The organism is Streptomyces sp. CC0208, assembly GCF_003443735.1.
Lineage (GTDB): Bacteria > Actinomycetota > Actinomycetes > Streptomycetales > Streptomycetaceae > Streptomyces > Streptomyces sviceus.
Window position 1 is genome coordinate 3,782,587 of sequence record NZ_CP031969.1, and the last position, 25,590, is coordinate 3,808,176.

Annotated in this window: 24 protein-coding genes; 9 read left to right on the forward strand and 15 right to left on the reverse strand. The window is 70.4% G+C overall.

Annotated elements, in window-relative coordinates; genetic code table 11:
* Positions 1 to 13 precede the first annotated feature (13 nt).
* The 7 genes from ccsB to hemL form a co-directional block, all read right to left on the reverse strand.
* On the reverse strand, positions 14 to 1,120 hold the full coding sequence (ccsB, locus tag D1369_RS17170) for a c-type cytochrome biogenesis protein CcsB (RefSeq protein ID WP_007383893.1): 1,107 nt from the start codon (positions 1,118 to 1,120) through the stop codon (positions 14 to 16).
* Positions 1,117 to 2,832 carry a cytochrome c biogenesis protein ResB gene (locus D1369_RS17175; protein WP_007383892.1) on the reverse strand — a complete coding sequence of 572 codons (1,716 nt, stop codon included), beginning with the start codon at positions 2,830 to 2,832 and terminating at the stop codon, positions 1,117 to 1,119. The genes ccsB and D1369_RS17175 overlap by 4 nt, the downstream gene beginning before the upstream one ends.
* Positions 2,833 to 2,835: 3 nt before the next feature.
* Positions 2,836 to 3,609, reverse strand: a complete 774-nt coding sequence (locus D1369_RS17180) for a cytochrome c biogenesis protein CcdA (RefSeq protein WP_007383891.1) — start codon at positions 3,607 to 3,609, stop codon at positions 2,836 to 2,838.
* 1 nt (position 3,610) lies between these two features.
* A complete protein-coding gene (locus D1369_RS17185; RefSeq protein ID WP_007383890.1) occupies positions 3,611 to 4,216 on the reverse strand; it encodes a TlpA disulfide reductase family protein in 606 nt (201 codons plus the stop codon).
* Between the two features lie 66 nt (positions 4,217 to 4,282).
* Positions 4,283 to 5,554 (reverse strand): hypothetical protein, encoded by a 1,272-nt coding sequence (locus D1369_RS17190; RefSeq protein WP_007383889.1) that lies wholly within the window; start codon positions 5,552 to 5,554, stop codon positions 4,283 to 4,285.
* Between the two features lie 174 nt (positions 5,555 to 5,728).
* A complete protein-coding gene (locus D1369_RS17195; RefSeq protein ID WP_007383888.1) occupies positions 5,729 to 6,418 on the reverse strand; it encodes a histidine phosphatase family protein in 690 nt (229 codons plus the stop codon).
* A complete protein-coding gene (hemL, locus tag D1369_RS17200) occupies positions 6,415 to 7,734 on the reverse strand; it encodes a glutamate-1-semialdehyde 2,1-aminomutase (RefSeq protein ID WP_037901049.1) in 1,320 nt (439 codons plus the stop codon). Before hemL ends, D1369_RS17195 begins: the two co-directional genes overlap by 4 nt.
* A gap of 303 nt (positions 7,735 to 8,037) precedes the next feature.
* On the opposite strand from hemL, the gene D1369_RS17210 reads away from it, so the two are divergent.
* Entirely contained in the window at positions 8,038 to 8,685 is a 648-nt protein-coding gene (locus D1369_RS17210; protein WP_202477059.1) for a hypothetical protein, read from the forward strand.
* Positions 8,686 to 8,858: 173 nt separating this feature from the next.
* On the opposite strand, the gene D1369_RS17215 is transcribed toward D1369_RS17210, so the two are convergent.
* Entirely contained in the window at positions 8,859 to 9,428 is a 570-nt protein-coding gene (locus tag D1369_RS17215) for a TetR/AcrR family transcriptional regulator (RefSeq protein WP_037901048.1), read from the reverse strand.
* Positions 9,429 to 9,532: 104 nt separating this feature from the next.
* On the opposite strand from D1369_RS17215, the gene D1369_RS17220 reads away from it, so the two are divergent.
* Positions 9,533 to 10,927: an MFS transporter gene (locus D1369_RS17220; RefSeq protein ID WP_007383885.1), complete on the forward strand. Its 1,395-nt coding sequence runs from the start codon at positions 9,533 to 9,535 to the stop codon at positions 10,925 to 10,927.
* 431 nt (positions 10,928 to 11,358) lie between these two features.
* Positions 11,359 to 11,715: a carboxymuconolactone decarboxylase family protein gene (locus D1369_RS17225; RefSeq protein WP_037901047.1), complete on the forward strand. Its 357-nt coding sequence runs from the start codon at positions 11,359 to 11,361 to the stop codon at positions 11,713 to 11,715.
* Between the two features lie 46 nt (positions 11,716 to 11,761).
* Here the strand turns inward: D1369_RS17225 and D1369_RS17230 are convergent, their stop codons facing one another.
* The gene (locus tag D1369_RS17230) at positions 11,762 to 13,177 is read right to left on the reverse strand and encodes an MFS transporter (protein WP_007383883.1); all 1,416 of its coding nucleotides are present in this window, start codon (positions 13,175 to 13,177) and stop codon (positions 11,762 to 11,764) included.
* A complete protein-coding gene (locus D1369_RS17235) occupies positions 13,174 to 15,063 on the reverse strand; it encodes a glycoside hydrolase family 15 protein (protein WP_007383882.1) in 1,890 nt (629 codons plus the stop codon). Before D1369_RS17235 ends, D1369_RS17230 begins: the two co-directional genes overlap by 4 nt.
* 301 nt (positions 15,064 to 15,364) lie before the next feature.
* On the opposite strand from D1369_RS17235, the gene D1369_RS17240 reads away from it, so the two are divergent.
* The 5 genes from D1369_RS17240 to D1369_RS17265 all read left to right on the forward strand — a co-directional run bounded on the left by D1369_RS17240 (position 15,365) and on the right by D1369_RS17265 (position 19,118).
* On the forward strand, positions 15,365 to 15,562 hold the full coding sequence (locus D1369_RS17240) for a hypothetical protein (RefSeq protein WP_007383881.1): 198 nt from the start codon (positions 15,365 to 15,367) through the stop codon (positions 15,560 to 15,562).
* A 179-nt stretch (positions 15,563 to 15,741) separates the two neighbouring features.
* Positions 15,742 to 16,422 carry a DUF308 domain-containing protein gene (locus tag D1369_RS17245; RefSeq protein ID WP_007383880.1) on the forward strand — a complete coding sequence of 227 codons (681 nt, stop codon included), beginning with the start codon at positions 15,742 to 15,744 and terminating at the stop codon, positions 16,420 to 16,422.
* A gap of 333 nt (positions 16,423 to 16,755) precedes the next feature.
* The gene (locus D1369_RS17255; protein WP_007383878.1) at positions 16,756 to 17,220 is read left to right on the forward strand and encodes an SHOCT domain-containing protein; all 465 of its coding nucleotides are present in this window, start codon (positions 16,756 to 16,758) and stop codon (positions 17,218 to 17,220) included.
* 30 nt (positions 17,221 to 17,250) lie between these two features.
* Entirely contained in the window at positions 17,251 to 17,748 is a 498-nt protein-coding gene (locus D1369_RS17260; protein WP_007383877.1) for a hypothetical protein, read from the forward strand.
* Positions 17,748 to 19,118, forward strand: coding sequence for a diacylglycerol kinase family protein (locus tag D1369_RS17265; RefSeq protein ID WP_118082515.1), 1,371 nt, complete (start codon positions 17,748 to 17,750; stop codon positions 19,116 to 19,118). The genes D1369_RS17260 and D1369_RS17265 overlap by 1 nt, the downstream gene beginning before the upstream one ends.
* A gap of 116 nt (positions 19,119 to 19,234) precedes the next feature.
* Here D1369_RS17265 and D1369_RS17270 read toward each other — a convergent pair whose 3' ends face one another.
* From D1369_RS17270 to D1369_RS17285, 4 genes are read right to left on the reverse strand one after another with little or no spacing between them, the layout of a single operon-like run.
* Positions 19,235 to 20,593, reverse strand: a complete 1,359-nt coding sequence (locus tag D1369_RS17270) for a GH1 family beta-glucosidase (RefSeq protein ID WP_037901045.1) — start codon at positions 20,591 to 20,593, stop codon at positions 19,235 to 19,237.
* 20 nt (positions 20,594 to 20,613) lie between these two features.
* Positions 20,614 to 21,453, reverse strand: coding sequence for a carbohydrate ABC transporter permease (locus D1369_RS17275; protein ID WP_037901042.1), 840 nt, complete (start codon positions 21,451 to 21,453; stop codon positions 20,614 to 20,616).
* Between the two features lie 13 nt (positions 21,454 to 21,466).
* Positions 21,467 to 22,456 (reverse strand): sugar ABC transporter permease, encoded by a 990-nt coding sequence (locus tag D1369_RS17280; protein ID WP_037903552.1) that lies wholly within the window; start codon positions 22,454 to 22,456, stop codon positions 21,467 to 21,469.
* A 5-nt stretch (positions 22,457 to 22,461) separates the two neighbouring features.
* Positions 22,462 to 23,778 (reverse strand): sugar ABC transporter substrate-binding protein, encoded by a 1,317-nt coding sequence (locus D1369_RS17285; protein ID WP_007383872.1) that lies wholly within the window; start codon positions 23,776 to 23,778, stop codon positions 22,462 to 22,464.
* Positions 23,779 to 23,939: 161 nt separating this feature from the next.
* Here D1369_RS17285 and D1369_RS17290 point away from each other — a divergent pair, with 161 nt between their 5' ends.
* Positions 23,940 to 25,199 carry an ROK family transcriptional regulator gene (locus D1369_RS17290; protein WP_118082516.1) on the forward strand — a complete coding sequence of 420 codons (1,260 nt, stop codon included), beginning with the start codon at positions 23,940 to 23,942 and terminating at the stop codon, positions 25,197 to 25,199.
* An 87-nt stretch (positions 25,200 to 25,286) separates the two neighbouring features.
* Here D1369_RS17290 and D1369_RS17295 read toward each other — a convergent pair whose 3' ends face one another.
* Positions 25,287 to 25,580 (reverse strand): antibiotic biosynthesis monooxygenase family protein, encoded by a 294-nt coding sequence (locus D1369_RS17295; RefSeq protein ID WP_007383870.1) that lies wholly within the window; start codon positions 25,578 to 25,580, stop codon positions 25,287 to 25,289.
* Positions 25,581 to 25,590: the final 10 nt, after the last annotated feature.

A 25,590-nucleotide genomic window follows, 5' to 3' on the forward strand; every position in this document is an offset into this window, starting at 1 on the left:
AGGGTCTCAGCGCTCAGACGCCGGCGTACGAGTGCTTTCCGGAGACGAAGATGTTGACGCCGTAGTAGTTGAACAGCCAGCAGCCGAAGGCGGCCATCGCCAGGTAGGCGGCCTTGCGGCCCTTCCAGCCCGCCGTGGCACGGGCGTGCAGGTAGCAGGCGTAGGCGACCCAGGTGATGAACGACCAGGTCTCCTTGGGGTCCCAGCCCCAGTAACGGCCCCACGCGTCGCCCGCCCAGATGGCGCCCGCGATGATCGTGAACGTCCACAGCGGGAAGACCGCCGCGTTGACGCGGTAGGCGAACTTGTCGAGGCTCGCGGAGGCCGGCAGCCGGTCCAGGACGGAGTTCGCGAACCGGCCGGGCGTGCCGCCGGACGCGATCTTGTTCTCGTAGCTGTCCTTGAAGAGGTACAGGATCGTGGCGACCGCGCCGACGTAGAACACCGCACCGCAGAAGATCGCGGTGGAGACGTGGATGTACAGCCAGTACGAGTGAAGGGCGGGAACCAACTGGTCGCTGGCGGTGTACAAGACGGTGACGGCGAGGCCGAGATCGAGGAGGACCGTGGTGATCAGGAACAGCCCGAGCCAGCGCACGTTCTTCTTCAGGGCCAGCAGCCCCAGGTACACGGCGACGGCCACCGTGGAGAAGGTGATGTTGAACTCGTACATGTTGCCCCAGGGCGCCCGCTCCACCGAGGCGGCGCGGGCGACGACCCCGCCGAGCTCGACGAGGAAGGCGAGCACCGTGAGGGAGATGGCGATACGCCCGTAGAGGTCGCCCTGCGCGTCCCCGCCGTGCGCCCCCGGCCCGTCGGGCACGTCACGCGACCCCGCCGCCGACCGCACCACGACCTGCGGCCGCTCCAGTACGGCGGTGCTGCCACCCTGGTTCACGGTGACGGCCGGTGCCTTGGCCTTGGCCTTGGTCTTCGCGTCGGCGGTGAGCGCGGCGGCGGTGCGGCCGACCTTGCTGCGGCTGCCGAGGAGCCATTCGGCGATGTACGCGAAGAAGGCCAGGGTGTAGACGGCCATCGCGGAGTAGATCAGCGTGTTGCTGATGTTGGCGAGGTGCTCGTTGGTGGCGGTGGCCAACTCGGTTGCGGCGGCGAGAGTCACTTCTCAGCCCCTTCGGAGGGTGCTACTTGGGGGTCGGGGGTGGGGTGCGGGTGGGTGTCATCGGTCGGCTGCGGCGTTTGGTCGTACAGGATCCCGGCCAGCTCGCCCAGTTCCTCCGGCAGCTTCGCCGACTCGCTGCGGCCGAGGCCGGCCATCTCGACGACCGTCACGCCGTCGTCGCCGCGCACCGCCCGCACCCACACCCGGCGGCGCTGGATGAACAGGGACGCGGCGAGGCCGAAGATCGCGGTGAGGGCGCCGGCGAGGGCCCACCCGCTGGCGGGCTGCTGGACGACCTGGAAGTTCGCCCACTGCTTGGTGCCCTCGTAGGTGACCGAGCCGGCGCCGTTCGGGAGCTTCATGGTCTGGCCGGGCTTCAGGTTCTCCCTGAGCTCCTGGCCCTTGGCGTCCTTGAAGTCCTTCATGTGCGACTTGTCGAGCTGGTACACGCTCTGCGGGATGCCCGAGTCGACACCGAGGTCGCCGTGGTACGGCGTGAGGTTGAGCACCGGGTTGTTCAGCGCGGGGAAGGTGGAGGCCGTCTCGCTGCCCTTGGTGTAGGTCGGCAGGAAGAAGGCCGAGACGCCCAGCTGCTCGCTGACGCCCTTGGCGTTCTTGTAGCCGTCGAGGACCTTGATCACACCGGTGGAGGTGACGTTGGAGTCCAGCGGAAGCAGTGCGACCGCGTCGCGGTAGACGACGTTGCCCTTGCCGTCCCGCACGGTGATCAGGGGCGCGTAGCCGTGGGCGGTGAGGTAGACCTTCGCGTCGCCGATCTCCAGCGGCTCGTTGACCTTGACCAGGGTCTTGTGGGCCTTGCCGTAGGCGCCCTCGCTGTAGGTGATGGCCGCCTGGTAGAGGCGCGGGGTGCCCTTGTTGGGGCCGTTGGTCTCGTAGGTGCCGGTGAACTTGTTCAGGCGGAAGCTGAGCGGCACCAGGTCGCCGGTGTCGAAGAGGTTCCCGGACTTGAAGTCGTCGTACTGGGTGAGGGTGTTGGAGAAGCCGTCGCCCTCGACGACCAGCTTGTTGCCCTCGGACTTGAAGAGCTGGCCCCAGGCGAAGGCGGTCAGCAGCACGATCAGCGCGATGTGGAAGGCGAGGTTGCCGACCTCGCGCACATAGCCCTTCTCAGCTGCGACGTTGTCACCGGCGAGGTGGGCGCGGAAGCGTCGCTTCTTCAGGAGGGCGAGCGCGGCCTCGCGGACCTGCTCGGGCTCGGCGGCGGTGCGCCAGGTGGTGTAGGCGGGCAGCCGGGTCAGCCGCTTGGGGGCGCCCGGCGGCCGGCTGCGCAGCTGCCCGACGAACTGCCAGGTGCGGGGCACGATGCAGCCGACGAGGGAGACGAACAGCAGGATGTAGATCGCGGAGAACCACACCGAGCTGTAGACGTGGAAGAGGCCGAGCTTGTCGTAGACGTCCCCGAGGGTGGGGTTGTTCTTGACGAAGTCGGCGACCTTCGTGGCGTCGGTCCCGGACTGCGGGATCAGCGAGCCGGGGATCGCGCCGAGTGCCACCAGCAGGAGCAGCAGCAGCGCGACCCGCATCGAGGTCAGCTGCCGCCAGAACCAGCGGGCCCACCCGATGACACCCAGGGCGGGCACGCTCAGGCTCTCCGTGGGCGCGGTGGACAGCTGGGAGCCCGCGGCACCGAGGTCCTGGTCGCCGACGGGAGCGTCGGGGGCGTCAGGGGTGGCGGGTGTGGTCTTGCTCATGGATCAGATCCCCACAGTGAAGCCGGCGGACCAGGACTGGACGTCCTGCACGAGGCGGTCCCACGCGCCGGTCAGCAGCAGCAGCCCGGTCACGATCATCATGGTGCCGCCGATGCGCATGACCCAGACGTAGTGGCGCTTGACCCAGCCGAAGGCGCCGAGCGCCTTGCGGAAGGCGACCGCGGCGAGCACGAAGGGCACCCCGAGGCCGAGGCAGTAGGCGACGGTCAGTATGGCACCGCGGCCGGCGCTGCCCTGCTGGGAGGACAGGGCGATCACCGAGGCGAGGGTCGGGCCGATGCAGGGGGTCCAGCCGATTCCGAACAGCGCGCCGAGCAGCGGGGCACCGAGCAGGCCCATCGTGGGCTTGTTGTGGAGGCGGAACTCCCGCTGGGTCATCCAGGGCATGAGGCCCATGAAGAAGACGCCCATGAGGATCATGAGCACGCCCAGCACCTTGGACAGCACGCCCTGGTGCTCCTGGAGCGTCTGGCCGAAGTAGCCGAACAGCGCACCGCTGGAGACGAACACCGCGGTGAAGCCGAGCACGAACAGGGAGGCGCCCGCGACCATCCGGCCGCGCCGGGCCTCGGCCAGATCGGTGCCGGTGACGCCGGTGACGTACGACAGATAGCCGGGGACCAGCGGCAGCACGCACGGGGAAAAGAAGGAGACGAGGCCGCCGAGGACCGCGATGGGCAGGGCGACGAGCAGGGCGCCGCTGAGGACGGTGCCGTTGTAGCCCGTGTCGGCGGCGAGCGTGACGACTGCGCTCACGTCACTTCTCCGCGAGGACCGGGTCGATCATCTTGCGCAGCTTGCTCTCGCTGAGCGCGGCCAGTGAGCGGGCGGCGATCTTCCCGTCCCGGTCGATGACGAGCGTGGAGGGCACGGCCTGCGGGTTGAGGGTGCCCTTGGCGAAGCGGAGCATCAGCTTGCCCGTCGGGTCGTACAGGCTGGGGAAGGTGACGCCGAGGTCCTTCTCGAAGGCGCGCGCGTTCTGGACGCTGGTGTCGCGGGTGTTGATGCCGACGAACTGCACGTCCCGGTTCTTGAGGTCCTTGTAGACCGTCTCCAGGTTGGGCGCCTCGGCCCGGCAGGGCGCGCACCAGGAGCCCCATACGTTCAGGACGACGACCTTGCCCTTGTAGTCGGCGACGTCGAGCCGTCCCCCGTCGACGGTCTTGCCGGACAGGTCGGGGGCGGTGCCCCGGTCCGCCTGGTCGGCGGTCGAGATGCCGTCCGCGCCCATGACGAAGTTGGTGTCGCCGCCTCCGCCCGAGGTGCCACCCGAACTGCAGGCGGACAGGGTCAGCGCTGCGGCTGCGGCCCCCGCGGTGAGCAGGGTGGTGCGGACTCGGGAGCGGCTACGGCTGGCACTCATGTGAAAAGTTTCGCATGCCCGTTCCGGGGATCTTGGGCACCCCCCTTGCGGGCGGAAACCCGCATTTCAGGCAGCGTTCGAGGAGGGTGTCGCGGGCGCCTTGAGGAACGTCTTCCAGCCGCCCGCCGGCTCCTGGCCGACATCGAGGGTGCGGAGCTTCGCGAGCACCTCCGGCTTCTGTACGTCCATCCAGTCGACGAACTGCCGGAAGGAGACCATGCGCACGTCCGCGCCCTTCTCCTTCTCCCGCGCGATGTGCGTGAAGGCCTGCTCGACGGCGTCCATGTAGATGCCGCCGTTCCAGTGCTCGAAGTGGTTGCCGACGAAGAAGGGGGCGCGGTTGGTCTCGTAGGCGCGCTGGAAGCCGGAGATGTAGGCGCCGGCGGACTGCTTGCGCCAGGCCGGGTAGTTGTAGGCGGGCGCGTTGGTCGAGTTGATCGACTGGTTGGCGAGCATGTTGTAGTCCATGGACAGGACCTCGAAGCTGCGGCCGGGGAAAGGTATCTGCTGAAGCGGCAGGTCCCATATGCCGTTGTTCTTCTCGGGCCAGACCTGACGGCCGCCGGGCGAGGAGGCGTCGTAGCGCCAGCCGAGCTCGCGGGCGGTGGGCAGCAGCTTGTCCTGGCCCAGCAGGCAGGGGGTGCGGCCGCCGACGAGTTCCTTGTCGTAGTCGAAGGGCAGCGCGGGCAGGTCGGTCCAGCCGGTGTTGGTGCGCCACTCCTTGACGAAAGCTTTCGCCTGCTGGATCTCGCTCTTCCACTGCTGGGGAGTCCAGTTGCCGACGGTGCCGTAGCCCGAGCAGAAGTGGCCGTTGAAGTGGGTGCCGATCTCGTGCCCCTCGAGCCAGGCCCGGCGGACGTTGGTGAGGGTGGCTTTGACGTGCTCGTCGGTGAGGTAGCCGATGTCGGAGGCGCCGCGGGGGTTGTTCGGGGGGTCGTAGAGCCGCTTCTTCGACTCGGGCAGCAGATACAGCCCGGACAGGAAGAAGGTCATGTGCGCGTCGTGCTTCCTGGCGAGGTCGAGGAAGCGCGGGAAGAGGCCGTTGCCGACCTCGCCGGCTCCGTCCCAGGAGAAGACGACGAACTGCGGCGGGGTCTGGCCGGGCTCCAGCGGCACGGGCTTGGCGGGCTGGTGCGGCTGCTTGCCGGTGAAGGCGGTGGAGCCGTCGCCGATGGGGCGGGCGGTGGGGGCCGGCTTCTTGCTGGGCGTGGAGCCGGCGCCGTGGGTCACCCCGTCCGAGCCGTCGGACCCGGTGAGGGTTCCGCACCCCGACAGTCCTACGGCGGCCGCGGCACCCGCGCCCAGGCCTATCGCTCCCCTACGGGTGAGAGAGTGCATGCTTCCCCGATTTCGTCACGTTCTCCGGTGGTTACCCAGTCAGAGGTGACGAGGGCGGGGAAGGTTCCGGTGCTATTTCCGGATTCGGTAACAGAGACGCCCCGAGGGGGCGCGGGGAACTGCGCGGCCAGCCACAACGGACCGCCAGTTCCCCACGGGCCTTCAGCGGAGCGGCTACGCCCCGAACCCCTTGGACCCACCCTTCACCGGCTTGGCCCCGGCCCGGAGGTGCGCCGGCACCAGATCGATCGCGGGCTCGCTGTAGCCGACGGAGACGATCCGGTCGCCCTGGTAGGTGAAGGACGTGAGGGAGGCGAGCGTGCACTGCCGCTTGCGCGGGTCGTGCCACAGCCGCCGCTTCTCGACGTACGACCGCACGATCCAGATCGGCAGCTGATGGCTGACCAGGACGGCCTCGTGCCCGCGCGCCCGGTCCCGGGCAGCGTCCAGCGCGCCCTTCATCCGGACGACCTGGTCGACGTACGGCTCGCCCCAGGACGGCTTGAACGGGTTGACGAGGTGCTTCCAGTTCTCCGGGTTCTTCAGCGCCCCGTCGCCCACGCCGAAGGTCTTGCCCTGGAAGACGTTCTCGGCCTCGATGAGCCGCTCGTCGGTCGCGAGATCGAGGCCGTGCGCCTTGGCGATCGGCGTGGCGGTCTCCTGCGCCCGCTCCAGCGGGGAGGCGCAGACGTAGGTGACGTCCCGGGGAGCAAGGTGCTCGGCGACCCGGTCGGCCATCTGCCGTCCGAGCTCGGAGAGGTGGTAGCCGGCGAGACGGCCGTACAGCACCCCGTCGGGGTTGGCGACCTCGCCGTGCCGCATGAGGTGGACGACGGTGATGTCGCTGTTGTTCGGGGTGCTCATGCTGCCGTGGCCTCCGCCGCCGCTCGGGCCGCCGCCGGAAGGGCGTCGGCGATCCGCTGAACCGCCTGCTCGTCGTGGGCCGTGGAGACGAACCACGACTCGAAGGAGGACGGCGGCAGGTAGACGCCGTTCTCCAGAAGGGAGTGGAAGAAGGCGGTGTACCGGAAGGACTCCTGCGCCTTGGCGTCCTCGTAGCTGCGCACCGGCCGGTCGGTGAAGAACACCGAGAACATGTTGGAGGCGTTCTGCACGGTGTGCGCGACGCCTTCCTTGGTGAGCGCCTCGGAGACCAGTGCCTGGATCTGCTCGGAGACGGCGTCGACCTTGACGTAGGCCGCGTCGTCGAGCAGCCGCAGCTGGGCGAGGCCGGCGGCGGTGGCGACCGGGTTCCCGGAGAGGGTGCCGGCCTGGTACACGGGCCCTGCGGGGGCGAGGTGGGCCATGACGTCGGCACGGCCCCCGAAGGCGGCGGCGGGGAATCCGCCACCCATGACCTTTCCGAAGGTCATGAGGTCGGGGCGGACCCCGTCGATGCCGTACCAACCGCTCCGGCTGGTCCTGAACCCGGTCATGACCTCGTCGGAGATGTAGAGGGCGCCGTTCTGCGCGCAGGCGTCCTTGAGCCCCTGGTTGAACCCGGGCAGGGGCGGCACGACACCCATGTTGCCGGGCGAGGCCTCGGTGATCACACAGGCGATCTCACCGGGGTGCCGGTGGAAGGCCTCGTGGACGGCTTCGAGATCGTTGTACGGCAGCACGATCGTGTCGCCGGCCTGGGCACCGGTGACGCCGGGGGTGTCGGGCAGCGCGAAGGTGGCCACTCCGCTGCCGGCCGCGGCGAGCAGCGAGTCGACGTGACCGTGGTAACACCCGGCGAACTTGATGACCTTGGTGCGCCGGGTGAAGCCGCGGGCGAGCCGGATCGCGGACATGGTGGCCTCGGTCCCGCTGGAGACGAGCCGTACCTGGTCGACGGGCTCGACCCGGGCCACGATCTCCTCGGCGAGCGCGACCTCCCCCTCACCGGGGGTGCCGAAGGAGGTGCCCTTCGACACCGCCTCCTGGACGGCCGCGATCACCTCGGGGTGCGAGTGCCCGAGGATCATGGGGCCCCAGGAGCAGACGAGGTCGACGTACTCCCGCCCGTCGGCGTCGGTCAGATAGGGCCCGGTGCCGGACACCATGAAGCGGGGGGTGCCGCCCACGGCACGGAAGGCGCGGACCGGGGAGTTCACGCCGCCGGGCGTGACGACGGACGCGCGGTCGAACAGGGCCTGCGAGACAGGCGCCTCGTATGAATAGGGCAATTCACTCATATCCTGCGACTACTCCGACCTTCTCCGGTTTGTTCGGCTTTCTCGGACTCCGTTGCCGGTGACCACCTCAGGGTAGGCCAGCCCTCGAACACCCCCGGCGCCCCACGATCTGCGAAACTGGATGCGGATACACACAGCTCACGGAGACGATGGCACGGAGCCGTCTGTTCAGAGGCTGCGAAGATCCTGCGGACAGGTGTTTCAGCGCACGTTTCGGCGGGCGGCCGTGGGGGAGGTCACTGACACGATGATCGGGTTGCGCGGCGGGGCCTGCGCGTCCTAGAAAAGCAGTCGGGTGGAGATATGCATCGCGGTGGCGGACTGGGCGAGGGGACTGATGACCTGGGTCCTCGACGTGCCCGGCGGGGAAGGCACCGGCGCGAGGCGGAGGAAGCGGCCGAGACACGTCAGGGACGCAGTGCCTCGGGCACCCCGGGTGAGTCGGAACGCGACGAACGACGTATCGAACGTCGGATCGATCCGTTGAGGGCGGGAAGCAGGAATGGTGGTCGGGTGGGGGTGACGTACAAGTACTTCGGCGCGCCCGACGGCGCGACCGCGGCCCGTGTCCCGATCTCGATGCGCCCCGAGGAACTCGGCGGCGACGAGCTCGGGATGAACGGCATGTTCACCAAGATCAAGCCGGAGACCATGGCGGCCATGGTCCTCACCGGCATCGAGGGCGTCCCCCTCCACAAGGTCCCCCCGCTCGAACTGGTCGTCCTGCACCCCGACTACGCGGTGGTCAAGCTCCCCATGACGGTCGTGGACCCTCTGCGCGGCATAGGCGAGGAAGCGGTCGGCGCGGCGGCGTTCATCTGGTCGACGGTCCCGGACCGGGGCGGGCCGCGGGACGCGTTCAACGTGTACCAACTGCTGCACGAGTGGCAAGACTTCAGCCATCGGTTGCATGAGGCGGGGCATCAGCCGTATTGCCTGGTGTGGCCCTGAGCTGGGGTTTTCTTGCGGATCGGGCGGGGTCTTCGGGCCTCGCCCTTTTTGGTGCCGGGGAGGGGCCGTCAGGCGGCTCGGGCACGTTGCGGGCACGTGGGTTTCGCCACCCGCTGACCCGTGCCTTCGAAGACCAACGGGCGGACAACACCGACTACTCGGCCGCCTGACGGTCAGCGCAGCAGCCGGTCGACCAGGCCGTCCACGTACTCCGGGGTGAGCGGGCCGGCGCCGAACAGGACGCGGATGTACATCGGGGCCATGACGTGGTCGACGACGGCCAGCGCGTCGGGGGGCCGCTCCCCGCGCTCGCGCGCCCGGTCGAGCATGGACTGCAACTGCCGGGCGCGTTCGGCGAGGAAGCCGTCGCGCAGCCGCAGGCCCTCGGGTCCGGAGCCGGACAGGACGACGGCCAGGCGGAGCACGGCCAGGCCGTCGGGTCCGGTGATCTCGCGGGCCACGGCGGCCGCGTAGGTGCGCAGGTCGCCGACCAGGTCCCCGGTGTCGGGCATCGGTGACCGCGCGTTGAGGCGGGTCAGCGTCACGTCGGTGAGCAGCGCTTCGAGGCTGCCCCAGCGGCGGTAGACGGTGGTGTCGGCGACCCCCGCGCGGGCCGCGACCTCGCTGACGGTGAATCCGCCGTAGCCGCGTTCGCCCACCAGCTCGGTGACGGCCTGATGCACCGCCGCGCCGACGCGGGCGCTGCGTCCGCCGGGCCGCCGGGTGCGCTGTTGCTCGTCCATGCCCCTCACCTTAAAGCAGTCCGTACTTGCGTTTGCGTGCCACCCGCTCTACGGTCTCACTTAATGCAGCTGTCAGCTGCATTAAGTGAGGGGGAGGGGACGTCATGCTCGTGGTGACCTGCCTGGGGCAGTTCATGGTGCTGCTCGACAACACCATCGTCGGCGCGGCACTGCCCGACATGCAGCACCGCCTGGGCGCGGGGCTGACCGGCCTGCAATGGATCGTCGACGCCTATGTCCTGCTGGTCGCCATGCTGCTGCTGTCCGGCGGAGTCTTCGCCGACCGCTTCGGCCGCAAGCGCGTGTACCTGAGCGGTGTCGCGGTGTTCACCGCCGCGTCCGTGCTGTGCAGCGTCGCCCCCTCGGTCGGCTGGCTGGTGGCCGGGCGGGTGCTGCAGGGGGTCGGGGCCGCGGCCCTGAGCCCCGCCTCGCTCGCACTCCTGGTGGCCGCGCATCCCGCCCCGCGGGAACGGGTCAGGGCGATCGGACTGTGGGCCGGGCTCAGCGGCATCGGCCTGGCCGCCGGACCCGTGGCCGGCGGTGTCCTGGCGCAGGCGTTCGGCTGGCCCGCGATCTTCCTGGTCAACGTGCCCATCGGCGTGGTCCTGCTGGTGGTCGGCCGACGCGTCCTGAAGGAGTCCCGCAACCGGGACGCCCGTGCCCTCGACATCCCCGGCACGATCCTGTCCGTCCTCGGGGTCGGCACCCTCGCCTACGCCCTGATCGAAGGCGGCTCGCGCGGCTGGACCTCACCGGTGATCCTCGGTGGCTTCGCCGCGGCGGCCGTCCTCCTCGCCGCGTTCGTCGCCGTCGAGCGGCGTCACCCCGCACCGATGCTGCCGATGGGCCTGTTCCGCAGTCGGCTGTTCACCGTCTCCAACTCCGCCATGGTCGTGGTGGGGTTCGCGCTCATGGGCTCGTCGTTCTTCTTCTCGCAGTTCTTCGTGTACGTCCAGGGCAGCTCGATCCTGCGGGCCGGACTGCAGACCCTGCCCGCGACCCTCGCCATGGTCGTCGTCAGCCCCTTCGCGGGCCGCCTCGCCGCCAGGTACGGCTACCGGTCCGTCGTCACCGGCGGCCTGGCGCCGGCCGGGCTCGGGCTCCTCACTCTGGGCGGGGTGCACGCCGACACCGGTTACGCCGACGTGTGGTGGCGGCTCGCCACGGTCGGCGTCGGCTTCGCCCTGACCATGTCCCCGCTGACCGGCGCCGCCATCCAGGCGGTCGACCCGCAGGAGGGCGGCCTCGCTTCGGGCATCAGCAGCACCACGCGGCAGATCGGCGCGGTGCTCGGTGTGGCGGTGCTCGGGGCCGTGGTCCGCGCCCGGCAGTCCGGCGGTGCCTCCTTCGAGGCCGGTCTCGACAGCGCCTTCGCCGTGGCCGGAGCCGTCACCCTGGCCACCGCGGTGTGCACCGGCCTGTGGCTGGTGAGGTCCCGGTCGACACCCGCGCCCGCGCCGCGGCAGCGCCCCGACCTCAGCGCGCGGCGAACTCCGTGAACGGCCTCCAGGCGTCCGCCGACAGCGCCCACCGTGCGTCCGTCAACGACGCGTCAGGCGAAGGATCGGATGATCCGAAGGAAACGCCCTGGCTGGGTAGATCGCTCCACGGTCGGACCTCGCGGTCCAGCGGCTCTGCTCGGCGTCTCCACGGGCTCGGGAACCGGACAGCGTCCACCCTCGAGCCCGCTCACCATCGCGGGGCGGTCCTCCCCGCGACCGTGCGACGTGCAGGACTTCAGTCATCGGTCGCATGAGGCGGGGCATCAGCCGTATTGCCTGGTGGGGCCTGCGATCACCCGGTCAGCCCAACATGCGCTCGGTTCCCGTGGCTCCTACCGTGGATGAGTGAACGGCCGACGCATGACGCGTTCCAGTGGTCGACGGGACGGCGCGCGGCGGCCCGCACGGCAACGAAAGGCGGACCGACCATGGCCACTCGGTCAGATACCCCCGTTCTCGACACACTCGCCGCCATGACCGTCGACTCGATCGAGCGGTGCGGCCTGGACGAGAAGACGTTCCTCCTCACCCGCCTGGCCGCGCTCGCGGCCATGGACGCACCGGCGATCTCCTACCTCGCCCATGTCGATCCTGCCGTCAAGGCCGACCTGACCGCCGAGCAACTGCAGGACGTTCTCGTCGCCATCGCCCCGGTCGTCGGCACGGCGCGCGTCATGTCGGCCGCGACACACATCACCGAGGCACTCGGCATCACCATCGCGCTGGCCGAGGCCGAGGCCGAGGTACTCGCGCAGGCGGAAGCCCAAAGTCGGAGCAAGCCCTGAGCGGAGTCTCCCCGCTCCGTGCCGGGCCGGGCCGGTACCGCTCTCGTCACCGGTGGCGGCCCGCGACCGGCTCGGGCGTACGGGGAAGGAAGGCTGCCGCGGTCAGGCCGCCGAGGCCGACCACGGCGAGGACGGCCATCGCGGCGGCGTAGGCGTTCTTCGACAGGCCCGCGACGAGGATGGTGCCGGCGATGGCGGTGCCGAAGGACGAGCCGAGGTTGGAGACGCTGCGGGAGAGGCCGGAGATCTCTCCCTGGCGCTGCTCGGGGAAGGCGGACTGGACGACGTTGACCGAGGGGGTCAGCATCACGCCGAGGCCGAGGCCGATCAGCAGCAGGCCCGGGGCGAACGCCCACGGTCCTGAGGAGCCGGCGACGAGGGCGATCAGAACGCCGATGCCGGCGACGGCGAGTGCGAACCCGGCCATGATCAGGGAACGTTGCGACCATTGTTTCGCCAGGCGCTCGGCGGCGAGCGAGGAGGCGAGCAGGCCGAGGGTGGCCGCGGTGAAGATCACGCCTGTCTGAACGGCGTCGTAGCCGCGGACGACCTGCAGGAACGCGGCGACGGTGAACGAGGTGCCCATGAGCACCAGCCACTGGGCGTTCTGGGTGATCAGGCCGAGGTTGGACGTGCGGTTGCGGAACAGGCCGGTCGACAGCAGCGGCTCCTGCCCGGCCTTCTCCTGCCTGCGTACCCGTCGCAGGAACCAGACCAGGACGAGTGCCCCGGCCGCCAGCAGCGCGGCCGTCAGCCAGAGGTTGTTGTCGGCGGCGAGGATGCCCGAGACGATGAGTACGAGGCCGGCCGCGGAGAGCACGGCGCCGGGGCTGTCGAAGTGCCGGCTCCGGTCGGGCGGCAGCGGGTCGTCGAGCGAGACGCTCAGGACGATGATCAGCACGATCACCAGAGCCTGGAAGACGAACGCCGCACGCCAGCTGATCGCGGAGGTGATCAGACCGCCGATGAGCGGGCCCGCCGCCGCGCCGACGCCGCCGGCGGCCATGACGATGCCGAAGGCGCGGGCGCGTGAGGTGAGGTCGGAGAAGAGCAGGGTGGTGAGGATGTAGACGGGCGGGATCAGCAGGGCCGTCCCGACGCCCTCGAGGATCGAGTTGCCGAGGATCAGCACGCCCAGCCCGGGCGACACCGCACTGAGGGCCGCGCCGACTCCGTACACGACGAGGCCGGTGAGGAAGCAGCGCTTACGGCCGAGGATGTCGGTCAGCTTGCCGCCGGGGATCATCAGTGCGGCCATGACCAGCAGGAAGATCGTGATGGCGACCTGGACGCCTTGGACGGTCGTGTCGAGGTCGTGGCTGATGTCGTTGATCATCACGTTCATGTTCGACCCGGCGAAGCTGCAGATGAACTGCGCGAGGGCGAGCGGGGCCAGGACCCGACGGCCGGAACCGGCCCGCGGCTGCGTGCGCGGTCCGGCCGGGGGGCTCTGCCCGGTCATGGTGCCTCCGCGCCTCGCGGCCCGTCATGCCGTCCGCGCTCGGCGGGCCGCGTCGTCTGCCGGTCGAGCTCCTCGTCGAGCCCGATCGCCGCGTCGATGAGGGCCAGGTGGGTGAACGCCTGGGGGAAGTTCCCGAGTTGCTCGCCGGACGGCCCGATCTCCTCGGCGAAGAGACCGACATGGTTGGCGTAGGTGAGCATTTTGTCGAAGGCGTAGCGGGCCTGGTGGACGCGGCCGGACTTGGCGAGGGCATGGACGTAGAGGAAGCTGCACAGGTTGAAAGTGCCCTCGGAGCCCCGCAGCCCGTCGGGGGAGGCCGCCGGGTCGTAGCGGTAGACGAGGCTGTCGCTGACGAGTTCCGCGTCCATGGCGTCGAGTGTGGTCAGCCAGTCGGGGTCGTCCGGGGCGAGGAACCCGACGCGAGGCATGAGCAGCAGGGAGGCGTCGAGGACGTCCGTGTCGAAGTGCTGGACGAACGCGCTGCGCTTCTGGCTCCAGCCGCGGTCCACGATCTGGCGGAAGACGGTGTCGCGGGCGGCGGTCCACCGGCCGAGGTCGGCGGGACGGGAGTGAGCTGTGGCGACCTTGACGCCGCGGTCGAAGGCCACCCACGTCATGAGGCGGCTGTAGGTGAAGTTCTGGCGGCCGCCGCGGGTCTCCCAGATGCCCTCGTCGGGACGGTCCCAGTGGTCGACCAGCCAGTCCAGAAGGTCGGCGAAGACCTTCCAGCCGCGGATGCCACCGATCTCCTCGGTCTCGGCGAGGGCGTAGGCGGCCTCGCCGTAGATGTCGAGCTGGATCTGGCCGGCGGCCTCGTTTCCGGCCCTGACCGGTGCGGAGCGGCGGTATCCCTCCAGATGGTCGAGGACCTCCTCCGTCAGACGGGGTTCGCCGTCGACGCGGTACATGATCTGGAGCGGTTCGCCGGAGGCGGTGGCGCCGGCGGCGAGGCGTGCGCGCAGCCAGCGACGGAAGGCGGCCGCCTCGTCGGTGAAGCCGAGGTCGATCAGCGCACGGACGGACAGCGAGGCGTCGCGGACCCAGGTGTAGCGGTAGTCCCAGTTGCGTTCGCCGCCGATCTGCTCGGGCAGGCCCATCGTGGCGGCCGCGATCGGGGCCCCGGTGGGGGCGTAGGTGAGCAGTTTGAGGGTGATCGCGGAGCGTACGACCATCTCGTGCCAGCGGCCGCGGTAGCGGCAGGAGCGCAGCCAGGTCAGCCAGAAGGTGCGACAGTCGTCGAAGGCCCTGGCGATCGCCTCGGCGTCGGGGCTCCGGCCGCCGGGGCGCCCGCTGCGAGTGCCGGCGCCGCCGCTCTCGCTGGTGAGGACGATCGCGGCCACTTCGCCGGCGTGCAGGGTGAAGCGGGCGGTGACGTCGCTGCCGTCCGGATGGAGGGCGACCGGGGCGGTGGCCTGCACATGCAGGTCCGTGTCGGGGCCGTGGAAGACGACGGACCCGTCGTCGAGGCGGTCCAGGGAGTGCCCGGCTCGGCCGTAGTCGAAGCGCGGCCGGCAGATCAGCTCGAACGGCAGACTGCCGCGCACCACGCGGGCCACCCGGACCAGGCGGTGCGTGGCGGACGGGGTCGCCGACGGGTCCGGCTCCATGAAGTCGACGACCTCACCGACGCCGTCCTGGGCCATGTAACGGGTCACCAGGACAGCCGTGTCCGGCATGTAGAGCTGGCGGACGGTGGCCTCGTCACCGACGTCGGCGGCCAGTCGGCAGTGGCCGCCGCGGTCGCTGTCGAGCAGGGAGGCGAACAGGCTGGGTGAGTCGAACCTCGGGGTGCACCACCAGTCGACGGTGCCGTCGGCGGCGATCAGTGCCGCGGTCTGCAGGTCGCCGACGAGCCCGTGGTCGGCGATGGGAGGGTAGGCGTCCATGGCTTCTCCTCGTCGTGCGGGACACGTGTCCACCGCAGTTCGATCCGATGCCGCGGACGCGGAAGGCCGGGCACGCCCGGGAGGGCGGGCGAAGCCGGGAGAAGTTCCCCGCCCGGAGGGGCGATGTCCTCCCATCCTCCGTCCGGCGTACCGGTGTCGCATCCCTGGGCGCCCTGGGACGCGCGGGGCACCGACGCGGCAGGTCACCTTTACCGGGTGAGGCCCGGACCGGCGTCGAGACGGAGGGTCGTAGGGAAGAACGCCGTCCGCCCGTCCCGGGAAGCCCAGGGGAGAACAGCTCGTGCGCTACGAGATCCGCGTCGAGGGACACCTGTCGGAAACGCTGGCCAAAGCGTTCCCGGAGCTGGGCCACGTGGTGATGTCCGGCCAGACGGTCCTGTTCGGCCCGGTCCTGGACGAGGCGCACCTGTACGGGCTGCTGGCACGCTGCCGGTCACTGGGACTGCGGGTCGTGGAGATGCGGCAGCTGCCGGAGTGACGGGAGGACCGGGCTCGGCGCGACACCGGACCGCATGCCGGCTTCCGCCCCACCGCCGACGGCGGCGTCGTCGGATCACCCTTGGTGGGTGACCCCGGCACCCGGTCACCGGCGTGACCCTGAGGCGGTCACCCTGTCGGCGGTCCGGAAGCGACCACTCGATCACGCGAGGAGGAGCCATGACCGAGCCGCGTGGTCCGCAATCGCGTACCGGGCCGGAGCACCGGCCCGGCGGGGCGGCCTCCGGCCCCATCGACGACCCGGCGCGGACAATCGACGACCCGACGCGGACACTGGAGCGGCTCGGCGGCTCCTGGACCTGGCTCCTGGCCTCGGCCGTCGCGACCCTGGTGCTGGGCGTCCTGGTCCTGGTCTGGCCGGAGGCGACCCTGCACGTCCTGGCGGTCCTCGTCGGCCTGCACCTGTTGGTGGCCGGGGCGTTCCGGTTCGTGGACGTCTTCGCACGCGGCGGGCACGAGCGGCTCCCGGGGCTGCTTCTGTCGGTGCTGTACGTCCTCGCCGGGGTGCTGTGCCTGCGCAACCCGCTGCAGACGATCGCCGCGCTCTCCCTGATCGTCGGAGTCGTCTGGCTGATGTCCGGCGTCCTCACCCTCTACACGGCCCTCGCCGCCGTGGACCTGCCGCACCGCGGCGTCGTCCTCGGTGCCGCGGTGCTCGGCATCGTCGCGGGGATCGTGGTGCTCGCACTGCCGACCGAGTCGGCTCACGCCCTGACCCGGCTGCTCGGCCTGTGGCTGATCCTGCTCGGCCTGGGCGAGGCGGCGGTCGCCCTCGCGTGGCGGGCCGCACTCCGAAAGGCGCACCTCGCGGGTCCGCACTCCCCCACCGAGACGGACTGACACCGCACCCAGCCGTCGTTTTTCCGGCGGGCGCGGCAGACGCACCGGAACCCCTCGGTCGCCACAGCACCGTCATTACGAGCGACTGCGCCGTCACGTCTCGGTGCACCACCGGCGACTGCGCCAGGTCCAGGACACGGTCTCCGACACCGACCGGTACGTGGAGACCATCACGCCTCTGGCGTCCGACCCGGCCGTCCAGGAGGTCGTGATCAACCGGTCCGCGCTGCCACACGCTCACCCCCGTCGGGTGAGGCCCCCGGCCCCGGCCGTGGCCACGCTGAGGACAGCACGCAACGGCGGCCGGGCCCACGCCCGGGACGGAGGAGAGACATGAGCGCGCAGACGTACCTGGCGTACGACTATCCCCTGCTGAGCGTCTTCTGGAGCATGTTCCTGTTCTTCCTGTGGATCATGTGGTTCGTCCTGCTCTTCCGCGTCGTCGTCGACATCTTCCGGGACGACGCCATGAGCGGCTGGGCCAAGGCCGGCTGGCTGGTGTTCACGATCGTCCTGCCCTTCCTGGGCGTGTTCGTCTACGTCATCGCCCGCGGCAAGAACATGGGCCACCGGGAGGCGCGGCAGGCACGTGCGCAGCAGGAGGAGTTCAACACCTACATCCGGCAGACCGCGGCCGGCGGCCGGTCCAGCAGCGTCGACGAGCTCGCCAAGCTGTCCGAGATCCGCGCCCGCGGCGACATCACGGACGAGGAGTTCCGCAGGGCCAAGGACCTGGTCCTGACCGGCCACGGCCCGGCGGAGCCCGCGGGTTCCACCTCCGCCACCGGCCACCGCTGAGTATCCGGATCACACGAAACGAGGCGCAAGATGACCGCGACACACACCCGTCCGGAACACGCGGCGAAGCAGGAATGGGCAACCGGCATGACCGCCTTCGCCGCTGTGATGCTCTTCCTCGTCGGCCTGCTCGACATCTTCCGCGGCATCATGGCCATCGCCGAGGACGACATCTTCCTCTCGACGCGCAACTACGTGTTCCAGTTCGACCTGACCGGCTGGGGCTGGGTCCACCTCGCTCTGGGCGCGGTGGCCGTGATCGTCAGCATCGGGCTGCTCCGGACCTCGACATGGGCGCGCGTCCTCGGCGTGGCCATCGCCGGACTCGTCATCATCGCCAACTTCCTCTCCCTGCCGTACTACCCGGTCTGGTCGGTCGTGATGATCACCATCTCGGGCTTCATCATCTGGGCCCTGTGCGTGGTCCAGCGCGGCAACCTCTACGACCTGTCGGAGGAGCGCCCGGCGTCCGAAGAGCACCGGAGCTACGAGGAACGCCGCCCCTACGAGAAGCGCCCACCGGTCTGATGCGACGCGGCGGCAGCACGAGAAGGCCGGGAGGGGAGGGCCCGGCCGTGCAGGCGGGCAGGGCCGGGCGGGCCCGCCTCGCCGTGCTTGCCCTCCTGGCCTGCATCCTCGTGCCGCTCGTCGCCGCCGGTGTGCGCAGTGTGCTGTGGGCGCTGGCCGGCATCGCCGGACTGGCGCTGGCCGCCGTCGGGGTGTGGTGGGCCCTGGCGCACACCGGTGCGCTCCGCGCCCTCGGGGCCGCCCTGTCGGTGGCCGCGCCGGTCGCCGTCCTCGCCCTGTACGCCTCGTACGGCATGCTGGCGCCGGCCCTGCTGTCCCTGGGCCTGTGGCTGCTGGCCCTGACAGCGGCGCGTACGGCCTTGGCACCCGGCCCCGTCGCCGCCTTCCCCCAGGCCGACGTGGAGGCACCCCGTACCCCCTGGGTCCTCATGAATCCGCGCTCGGGCGGCGGCAAGGTGGACCGTTTCGACCTGGTGGAGAAGGCCCGGGCCGCGGGCTGCCGGGTGGTCCTGCTCGACGCGGGCCGGCACCAGGACGTCAGCGAACTGGCCCGGCGGGCCGTCGCCGAGGGAGCAGACCTCCTGGCGGTGGCGGGCGGCGACGGCACCCAGGCGCTGGTGGCCGAGGTGGCGGCGTATCACGACCTGCCGTTCGTAGTGATCCCCGCCGGTACCCGCAACCATTTCGCCCTCGACCTCGGCCTCGACCGTGACGATCCGGCGGCCGCCCTGGAGGCCCTGACCCACGGTGTCGAACTCCGCGTCGACCTCGGCTACGCGGCGGACCGGGTCTTCGTCAACAACGCCTCGTTCGGCACGTACGCGTCCATCGTCACCGACCCCGCGTACCGGGACGCCAAAGCCCGCACGGCCCTGCGCACCCTGCCCGGCCTCCTCACCGGCGAGGACGCGCCCGGGCTCCGGGCGCAGGCCGACGGAACCCGCCTCGACGGACTTCAGGCACTCGGACTTCAGGCACTCCTCGTCAGCAACAATCCCTACGGACGTGCCGTCGACGCGGCCCGTCCGGGGCGCAGGGAGCGGCTGGACTCGGGGCTCCTGGGCGTGGTGTGCGTGCGGGTCGGCAACACCGCGCAGGCGGCGCGCATCGTGGGCGGTCCGCGCTCCGGGGGACTCGTCCGGCTGAGCGCCGGGGAAGTCGTCGTCGAATCCGACACGGGCACTCTCCCGGTCGGCATCGACGGAGAGCACGTCGTTCTGCCGTCGCCCGTCGTGTGCCGCAGCGCTCCCGGGGCACTCCGGGTCCGCGTGCCGCGCCATCGCCCCCACGCACCGCGTGTCACCGGCGGGGCGGCCGACTGGCCGCGTGTGGCCCGGCTGGCGCTGGGGCGCCCGTCTGTTCCGGAGTGAGCGCGACTCGCCGGGACGTTCCGGAGTGAGCGCGACCCGCCGGGACGTTCCGAGGTGAGCGCGACCGCCCGGGACGTTCCGAGGTGAGCGCGACCCGCCCCGGACAGCGGCCTCCCTCAGGCCGCCCTGCGCCCCCTCTCGCCATGCGCCCGGATGACATCCGCGTACCGGTACCCCGTTCCCTTGATCGTCCGCCGCTGCGTCTCGTAGTCGACGTGGACCAGGCCGAAGCGCTTGTCGTAGCCGTAGGCCCACTCGAAGTTGTCCAGCAGGGACCAGGCGAAGTAGCCGGCCAACGGGGCGCCCTTGCGGGCGGCGGACGCGCAGGCGGCCAGGTGGTCGAGCAGGTACTGCTGGCGTTCGGGGTCGTCGACGGTTCCGTCGGGGCGTATGACGTCGGGGTAGGCGGAGCCGTTCTCGGTGACGTAGAGCTTGCGGGCGCCGTACTCGTCGGTGAGGCGGAGCAGGAGGGTCTCGATGCCGTGCGCGTCGATCTCCCAGTCCATGCCGGTGCGGCGGACGCCGGGGCGGGCGACCTGGCGGGCCCGGGGTGCCGGTCCGGTGGGGTCGTCGGCCACGGTGAGCGGCATGTAGTAATTGAGGCCGAGCCAGTCCAGGGGGGCCGCGATCGTCGTCAAGTCGCCTTCATGCTCGGGGAGTTCGACGCCGTAGACCTCACGCATGTCCGCCGGGAAGCCGCGGCCGTGGACCGGGTCGAGCCACCAGCGGTTGGTGTGGCCGTCCATGCGGCGGGCGGCGGCGAGGTCCTCCGGGCTGTCGGTGGCCGCGTGGACCGTGGAGAGGTTGGTGACGAGGCCGACCTGGGCGGACGGGGAGACGGCGCGGATCGCCTGGGCGGCGAGACCGTGGCCGAGAAGGAGGTGGTAGGAGGCGCGGACGGCGGCCGTGAGGTCGGTCAGGCCGGGGGCCATCTTCCCCTCCAGGTGGCCGATCCAGGCCGAGCACAGGGGTTCGTTGAGGGTCGTCCAGTGGTTGACCCGGTCCCCCAGCCGCCCGGCCACGACCGAGGCGTACGCGGCGAAGTGCTCGGCGGTCTCGCGTGCGGGCCAGCCACCACGGTCCTGGAGGACCTGGGGCAGGTCCCAGTGGTAGAGGGTGACGGACGGGGTGATGCCGGCGGCCAGCAGGGCGTCGATCAACTCGTCGTAGAAGTCGAGGCCCTTGGGGTTGACCGGGCCGTCCCCGCCCGGGATCACGCGCGGCCAGGCGACGGACAACCGGTAGGCGTTGGTGCCGAGCCGGCGCATGAGGCCGATGTCCTCGCGCCAGCGGTGGTAGTGGTCGCAGGCGACGTCGCCGGTGTCGCCGCCCGCGACCTTGCCCGGGGTGTGCGAGAAGGTGTCCCAGATCGACGGCGAGCGGCCGTCCTCCGCCACGGCTCCCTCGATCTGGTAGGCCGCCGTGGCCGTGCCCCACAGAAAGTCGTGCGGGAGTGCGGCGAGGTCGATGCTCACGAAAGTCCTTTCAAGATCGGTCACTTGACGGCGCCCGCCGTCAGCCCGGCGACGAGATAGCGCTGGAGCAGCAGGAACCCGGCGACCACGGGGACGCTGACGACCAGCGAGGCGGCCATGATCTGGTTCCAGTACACGTTGTTGAGCGTGGAGTAGCCCTGGAGTCCGACGGCGAGGGTGCGGGTGCTGTCGTTGGTCATCACCGACGCGAAGAGCACCTCGCCCCAGGCGGTCATGAAGGCGTAGACGGCGACCGCGACGATCCCGGGGATCGCGGCCGGCACGACGACCCGGAACAGCGCGCCCAGCGGCCCGCAGCCGTCCACCAGCGCGGCCTCGTCCAGGTCGCGCGGCACCGAGTCGAAGTACCCGATCAGCATCCAGATCGAGAACGGCAGGGAGAAGGTCAGATACGTCAGGATCAGCCCGCCGCGCGAACCGAACAGGGCGATGCCGGTGGCGTTGCCGATGTTGACGTAGATCAGGAAGAGGGGGAGGAGGAAGAGGATCCCGGGAAACATCTGCGTGGACAGCACGGTGACCGTGAAGACCCGCTTGCCGCGGAACTCGTAGCGGCTGACGGCGTACGCGGCGAACACCGCGATCACCACCGAGCAGACGGTCGCCGCGCCCGCCACGATCAGCGAGTTCACGAAGTAGCGCGCGAGCGGGATCGTCGACCAGATGTCGATGTACGGCCGGACGGTCACCTCGCTGGGCAGCCAGTGGAACTCACCCGTGACGTCGGCGAGCGGCTTCAGTGAGCTGGAGACCATGACGTACACCGGCAGCAGGACGAAGCCGGTGAGCAGGGTGAGGAAGATCCGCCGGGACCAGAAGAACGAACGCGGCGGAGCCATGGGCGAGTTGGTGCTAGCCATGGGCCGGCTTCCTTCCCCGGGAGGTCAGCAGGAGGTAGACGCCCGTCACCACGAGCAGGAACAGCAGCAGGAGTACGGACATGGCGGAGCCGGTGCCGAAGTTCCAGGTGACGAAGGACGCCTGGTAGATGTGCACCGAGATCAGGTCCGCGGCCTCCGGGGCCGACCTGCCGAACAGGACGAACGGCGTGTTGAAGTCGTTGAAGGTCCACAGGAACAGGACCAGGAGCAGTACCTGGTTGACCGGCCGCAGGGACGGCAGCGTGATGCGGCGGATCTGCTGCCACATCCCGGCGCCGTCCAGGGCCGCCGCCTCGTACAGCTCGCCGGGGATGTTCTGCAGGCCGGCCATGACGATGAGGAAGGCGAACGGCCAGCCCTTCCACACGGACACCGTGAGCAGCGCGTAGAAGCTGTTGTCGCCGATGAGCCAGAAGGACGGCTTGTCGGTGAGGTGGAGCTGGTCGTGCAGGACGTGGTTCACCAGGCCGTTGTCGTGCTGGAACATGAACACCCAGGTGATGACGGCCGCGTAGACCGGCAGGGCGTACGGGATCAGGAAGAGCGCCCGCAGCAGGCCGCGGCCGCGGAAGGTGTCCTGGAGGTAGACCGCCGCCGCGGTGCCGATCAGCCAGCACAGGCCGACCGACAGCAGGGTGAAGGCCACGGTGACGAGGAACGAGTGCAGCAGCGCCTCGCCGACCGGGGCGTCGAAGTCCACGGACACCTTGTAGTTGTCGAGGCCGGACCAGGGCGCGGTGCCCCAGTCACGGATGTAGAACTGCGTGAGCTCCTTGAAGCTCATCACGATGCCGATCACCATCGGCACCAGGTGGACCAGGAGTTCGAGAAGCAGGGCCGGCAGCAGGAGCAGGTACGGCAGGCCGATGCGGCGGATCCTTCCGGGGCGGCGGGGATGCGGATGCGCCGCCCCGGAAGGGGTCTCGCCCACGGCTGCCTCGGCGGGCGCGGTGGTGGTCATCGTGCTCACTTCGTCGGCATCTGCTGCTGGGCCTTCTCCAGCGCCGCCTTGACCGACTCGGTGGTGACCGCGCGTCCGGCGGCCGCGTCGGCGAACAGGTCCTTCACCGCGGTCCCTACGGCCGTCTCGAACTGCGACTCGTCGGCGACCTGCGGCAGGGCGGCCGCGCTGGTGGCGAGGGTGTCCTTGAGGACCGCGTTGGCACCCGAGCTGAAGACGGACTCTCCCTGCACGGTCTTCACCGGCGGGATGGAGCTGTAGGCGGTGTTGAGGATCTTCTGCTCGGCGTCGCCGGTCATGAACTTCACGAACTTCTTGGCACCGTCGATGTTGTCGGTGTTCTTGAAGACGGCCAGGTTGATGCCCATGACGGCCGAGTTGACCTGGGTGCCGGCGCCCGGGGTGCCGGACTGCACCGGCACGGGGGCGATGCCGTACTTGTCCTCGCTCATGCCCTGGGACTTGAGGTTGGCGGAGGCGGACTGCCACAGCAGCATGGCCTGCTTGCCCTTGGCGAAGTCGCTCACGGACTGGTTCTGGGCGTACTCGGCGTCGCCGGTCGGGATGACCTTGTCCTTGGCCATGAGGTCGACGTACTGCTTGACCGCGGCCACCACGTTGTCGTTCGCGAAGTCGGGCTTGCCGTCGGGGGTGAAGAAGTCACCGCCGTGCTGCTTGGCGAAGACGAAGACGTGGTGGATGTTCTCCGACAGGTTCGCGCCCTCCGCGCCGAGCGCGGACTTGCCCTTGGCCTGGATCTTCCTGCCGTCGGCGACCAGTTCGTCCCAGGTGGCCGGGGGCTTGGTGATGCCGGCGTCGGCGAAGATCTGCTTGTTGTAGTAGAGGGCGTAGGACATCGAGTAGAGCGGGACCGCGGCCGGGTCCTGGCCCTGGGCGCCGGTGGAGCCGAGCGCGGAGTCGACGAAGCGGTCCTTGCCGCCGATCGCGGCGAAGTTCTTGGCGTTCCAGGGCAGCAGCGCGCCGGTGGCCTGGAGGGAGGCGCTCCAGGTGTTGCCGATGTTGAGGACGTCGGGGCCCTGCCCCGAGGTGGTCGCGGTGAGGATCCGGTTGAGCAGGTCGGACCAGGGGACGACCTCGACCTTGACCTTGATGCCGGTCTGCTTCTCGAACTTGTCGAGCTCGGGCTGGAGGACCCTCTTGTCGACCTCGATGCTGGCGCCCTGGTTGGAGGCCCAGTAGGTCAGGGTCTTCGGCGAGTCGTTGGACCCGCCGCTCGTCGACGAGCCGCCGCCACAGGCGGTCACGAGAGTCATGAGGGAAACGGTGACCGCACCGGCGGCCGCGGCTCGGGTTCTGCGCATGGCTCTGGCGTCCCTTCCAGGGAGAGACCCCTGGGCGCGTTCGTTTCCCGAACACCGCCCCGGAGTTAATTTATGGCGTGATTTAAGACGCGAAGGAAAGTCGCGTCAAGAGTCGGCGCGGCGGTATCTTGCAGGTCGAGGCGGCGTCAGAAGGGAACCACATGGCGGGGCGGAGCGGGCGGACGGTGCGTGACCTGCGACGGGGCAATCGGACCGCCGTACTGCAACGGTTGTATTTCGACGGCCCGATGAGCCGCTTCGAGCTGGCCCCGGCCACCGGCCTGAGCGGCGGCTCCATCAGCAACGTGGTCGCCGAACTGGTCGCGGACGGCCTGGTCGAGGAGGCCGGCACCGTCGAGTCCGACGGTGGCCGCCCCCGCACCCTGCTGCGCGTCGCCCCCTCCGGCGGCCACATGATCGGCGTCGACGTCGGCGAGACCCGCGTCCGCGTCGAGCTCTTCGACCTCACCCTCACCGAACTGGCCCGCACCGAACGGCCCCTGGAGCGGCACGGCTACGACGTCGAGGTCGTCGTGGGCCACATCCGCGACGGCATCGCCGAGGTCCTCGCCGGCACGGACGTCACCCCCGAGCAGCTGCTGGGCGTCGGCATCGGGGTTCCCGGCATCGTGGCCCGCACCCCGGGGCAGGGCGCGGTGGTCCACGGGCAGACGATGGGCTGGGACGCCGTACCGCTGGAGTCCCTGCTGCGTTCGACCTGTGAACTCCCCGACTCCATCCCGTACTTCATCGACAACGGCGCCCGCACGCTCGGCCAGGCCGAGCTGTGGTTCGGCGCCGGCCGGGGTTCGCGCAACGCGGTCGTCGTCCTCTTCGGGTCGGGCATCGGCGCCTGTCTCGTCACCGAGGGGGTGGAGTACGGCCGCGCCCTGGAGTGGGGACATGTGACCGTACGGGTCAGGGGTCGCCGCTGCCGCTGCGGGGCCCTCGGCTGTCTGGAGGCGTACGCGGGCGCGGGCGCGCTCGTCGACCGCTGGCGCGAGGCGGGCGGCCGGCCGCCCGAGGGCACCGACGAGGAGACCGCACTGGCCGCGCTGCTGGCGGCCGCCCACCCGGCCGGGAACGCCGAGGCCGACCCGGTGGCACTCGCCGTCCTGGAGGAGACCGCCGAGTACGTGGGGGCAGGTCTGTCCGACCTGGTCAACCTCTTCCAGCCCGAACGCATCCTCATCGGCGGCTGGGCCGGTCTCCAGCTCGGCCCCCGCTTCCTGCCCGCCGTACGCCGGTACGCCGACGCGTACGCCCTGCGGCACCCGGCCGAACGTGTCTCCATCGACCTCGGCAAGCTCGGCCCCGACGCGGTCACGGTCGGCGCGGCGAGTCTGCCCCTCGCCGACCTCTTCGCCCGGGGCGGGCGGCCCGACGCGCACAGGCAGGACCGCGAGGACGCGACCGGCTGACCGGAGCTGGAGCGCGAGCGGCCGGGGCGCTGCCGTCGGCGTCACCGGCGGATCAACACCCCGTCCCCGGCACGGCGCCGGCCCCGGTCAGACCACCGGGTCGAGGAACGTCAGTACAGAGGCGTCCTCCTCGATCAGCGGAGTGAGCGCGGCGTTGAACGGGCCGCCGTACGGGGCCTTCAGGTGCGCCTGGAACGCGTCCTCGTCCCGGTAGACCTCGAAGATCCAGAAGGCGCGGGGGTGGGACGCCTTGGTGTAGACGTCGAAGACGAGGTTGCCCTCCTCCGCACGCACCTTGCCGGCGTACTCCGTGATCATGCGCGCGACCTCGTCCTGCGCTCCCTCACGGGCGGTGAACTCGGCGAGCAGGGTCTTCTTCACGGTGTGGTGT

Bases quoted from the DNA above. Each gene is read 5' to 3' on its own strand.
- D1369_RS17175 (WP_007383892.1), bottom strand. From the start codon at position 2,832: ATGAGCAAGACCACACCCGCCACCCCTGACGCCCCCGACGCTCCCGTC.
- D1369_RS17185 (WP_007383890.1), bottom strand. From the start codon at position 4,216: ATGAGTGCCAGCCGTAGCCGCTCCCGAGTCCGCACCACCCTGCTCACC.
- D1369_RS17190 (WP_007383889.1), bottom strand. From the start codon at position 5,554: ATGCACTCTCTCACCCGTAGGGGAGCGATAGGCCTGGGCGCGGGTGCC.
- D1369_RS17195 (WP_007383888.1), bottom strand. From the start codon at position 6,418: ATGAGCACCCCGAACAACAGCGACATCACCGTCGTCCACCTCATGCGG.
- hemL (WP_037901049.1), bottom strand. From the start codon at position 7,734: ATGAGTGAATTGCCCTATTCATACGAGGCGCCTGTCTCGCAGGCCCTG.
- D1369_RS17210 (WP_202477059.1), top strand. From the start codon at position 8,038: ATGCATCGCGGTGGCGGACTGGGCGAGGGGACTGATGACCTGGGTCCT.
- D1369_RS17215 (WP_037901048.1), bottom strand. From the start codon at position 9,428: ATGGACGAGCAACAGCGCACCCGGCGGCCCGGCGGACGCAGCGCCCGC.
- D1369_RS17220 (WP_007383885.1), top strand. From the start codon at position 9,533: ATGCTCGTGGTGACCTGCCTGGGGCAGTTCATGGTGCTGCTCGACAAC.
- D1369_RS17225 (WP_037901047.1), top strand. From the start codon at position 11,359: ATGGCCACTCGGTCAGATACCCCCGTTCTCGACACACTCGCCGCCATG.
- D1369_RS17230 (WP_007383883.1), bottom strand. From the start codon at position 13,177: ATGACCGGGCAGAGCCCCCCGGCCGGACCGCGCACGCAGCCGCGGGCC.
- D1369_RS17235 (WP_007383882.1), bottom strand. From the start codon at position 15,063: ATGGACGCCTACCCTCCCATCGCCGACCACGGGCTCGTCGGCGACCTG.
- D1369_RS17245 (WP_007383880.1), top strand. From the start codon at position 15,742: ATGACCGAGCCGCGTGGTCCGCAATCGCGTACCGGGCCGGAGCACCGG.
- D1369_RS17255 (WP_007383878.1), top strand. From the start codon at position 16,756: ATGAGCGCGCAGACGTACCTGGCGTACGACTATCCCCTGCTGAGCGTC.
- D1369_RS17260 (WP_007383877.1), top strand. From the start codon at position 17,251: ATGACCGCGACACACACCCGTCCGGAACACGCGGCGAAGCAGGAATGG.
- D1369_RS17265 (WP_118082515.1), top strand. From the start codon at position 17,748: ATGCGACGCGGCGGCAGCACGAGAAGGCCGGGAGGGGAGGGCCCGGCC.
- D1369_RS17275 (WP_037901042.1), bottom strand. From the start codon at position 21,453: ATGGCTCCGCCGCGTTCGTTCTTCTGGTCCCGGCGGATCTTCCTCACC.
- D1369_RS17280 (WP_037903552.1), bottom strand. From the start codon at position 22,456: ATGACCACCACCGCGCCCGCCGAGGCAGCCGTGGGCGAGACCCCTTCC.
- D1369_RS17285 (WP_007383872.1), bottom strand. From the start codon at position 23,778: ATGCGCAGAACCCGAGCCGCGGCCGCCGGTGCGGTCACCGTTTCCCTC.
- D1369_RS17290 (WP_118082516.1), top strand. From the start codon at position 23,940: ATGGCGGGGCGGAGCGGGCGGACGGTGCGTGACCTGCGACGGGGCAAT.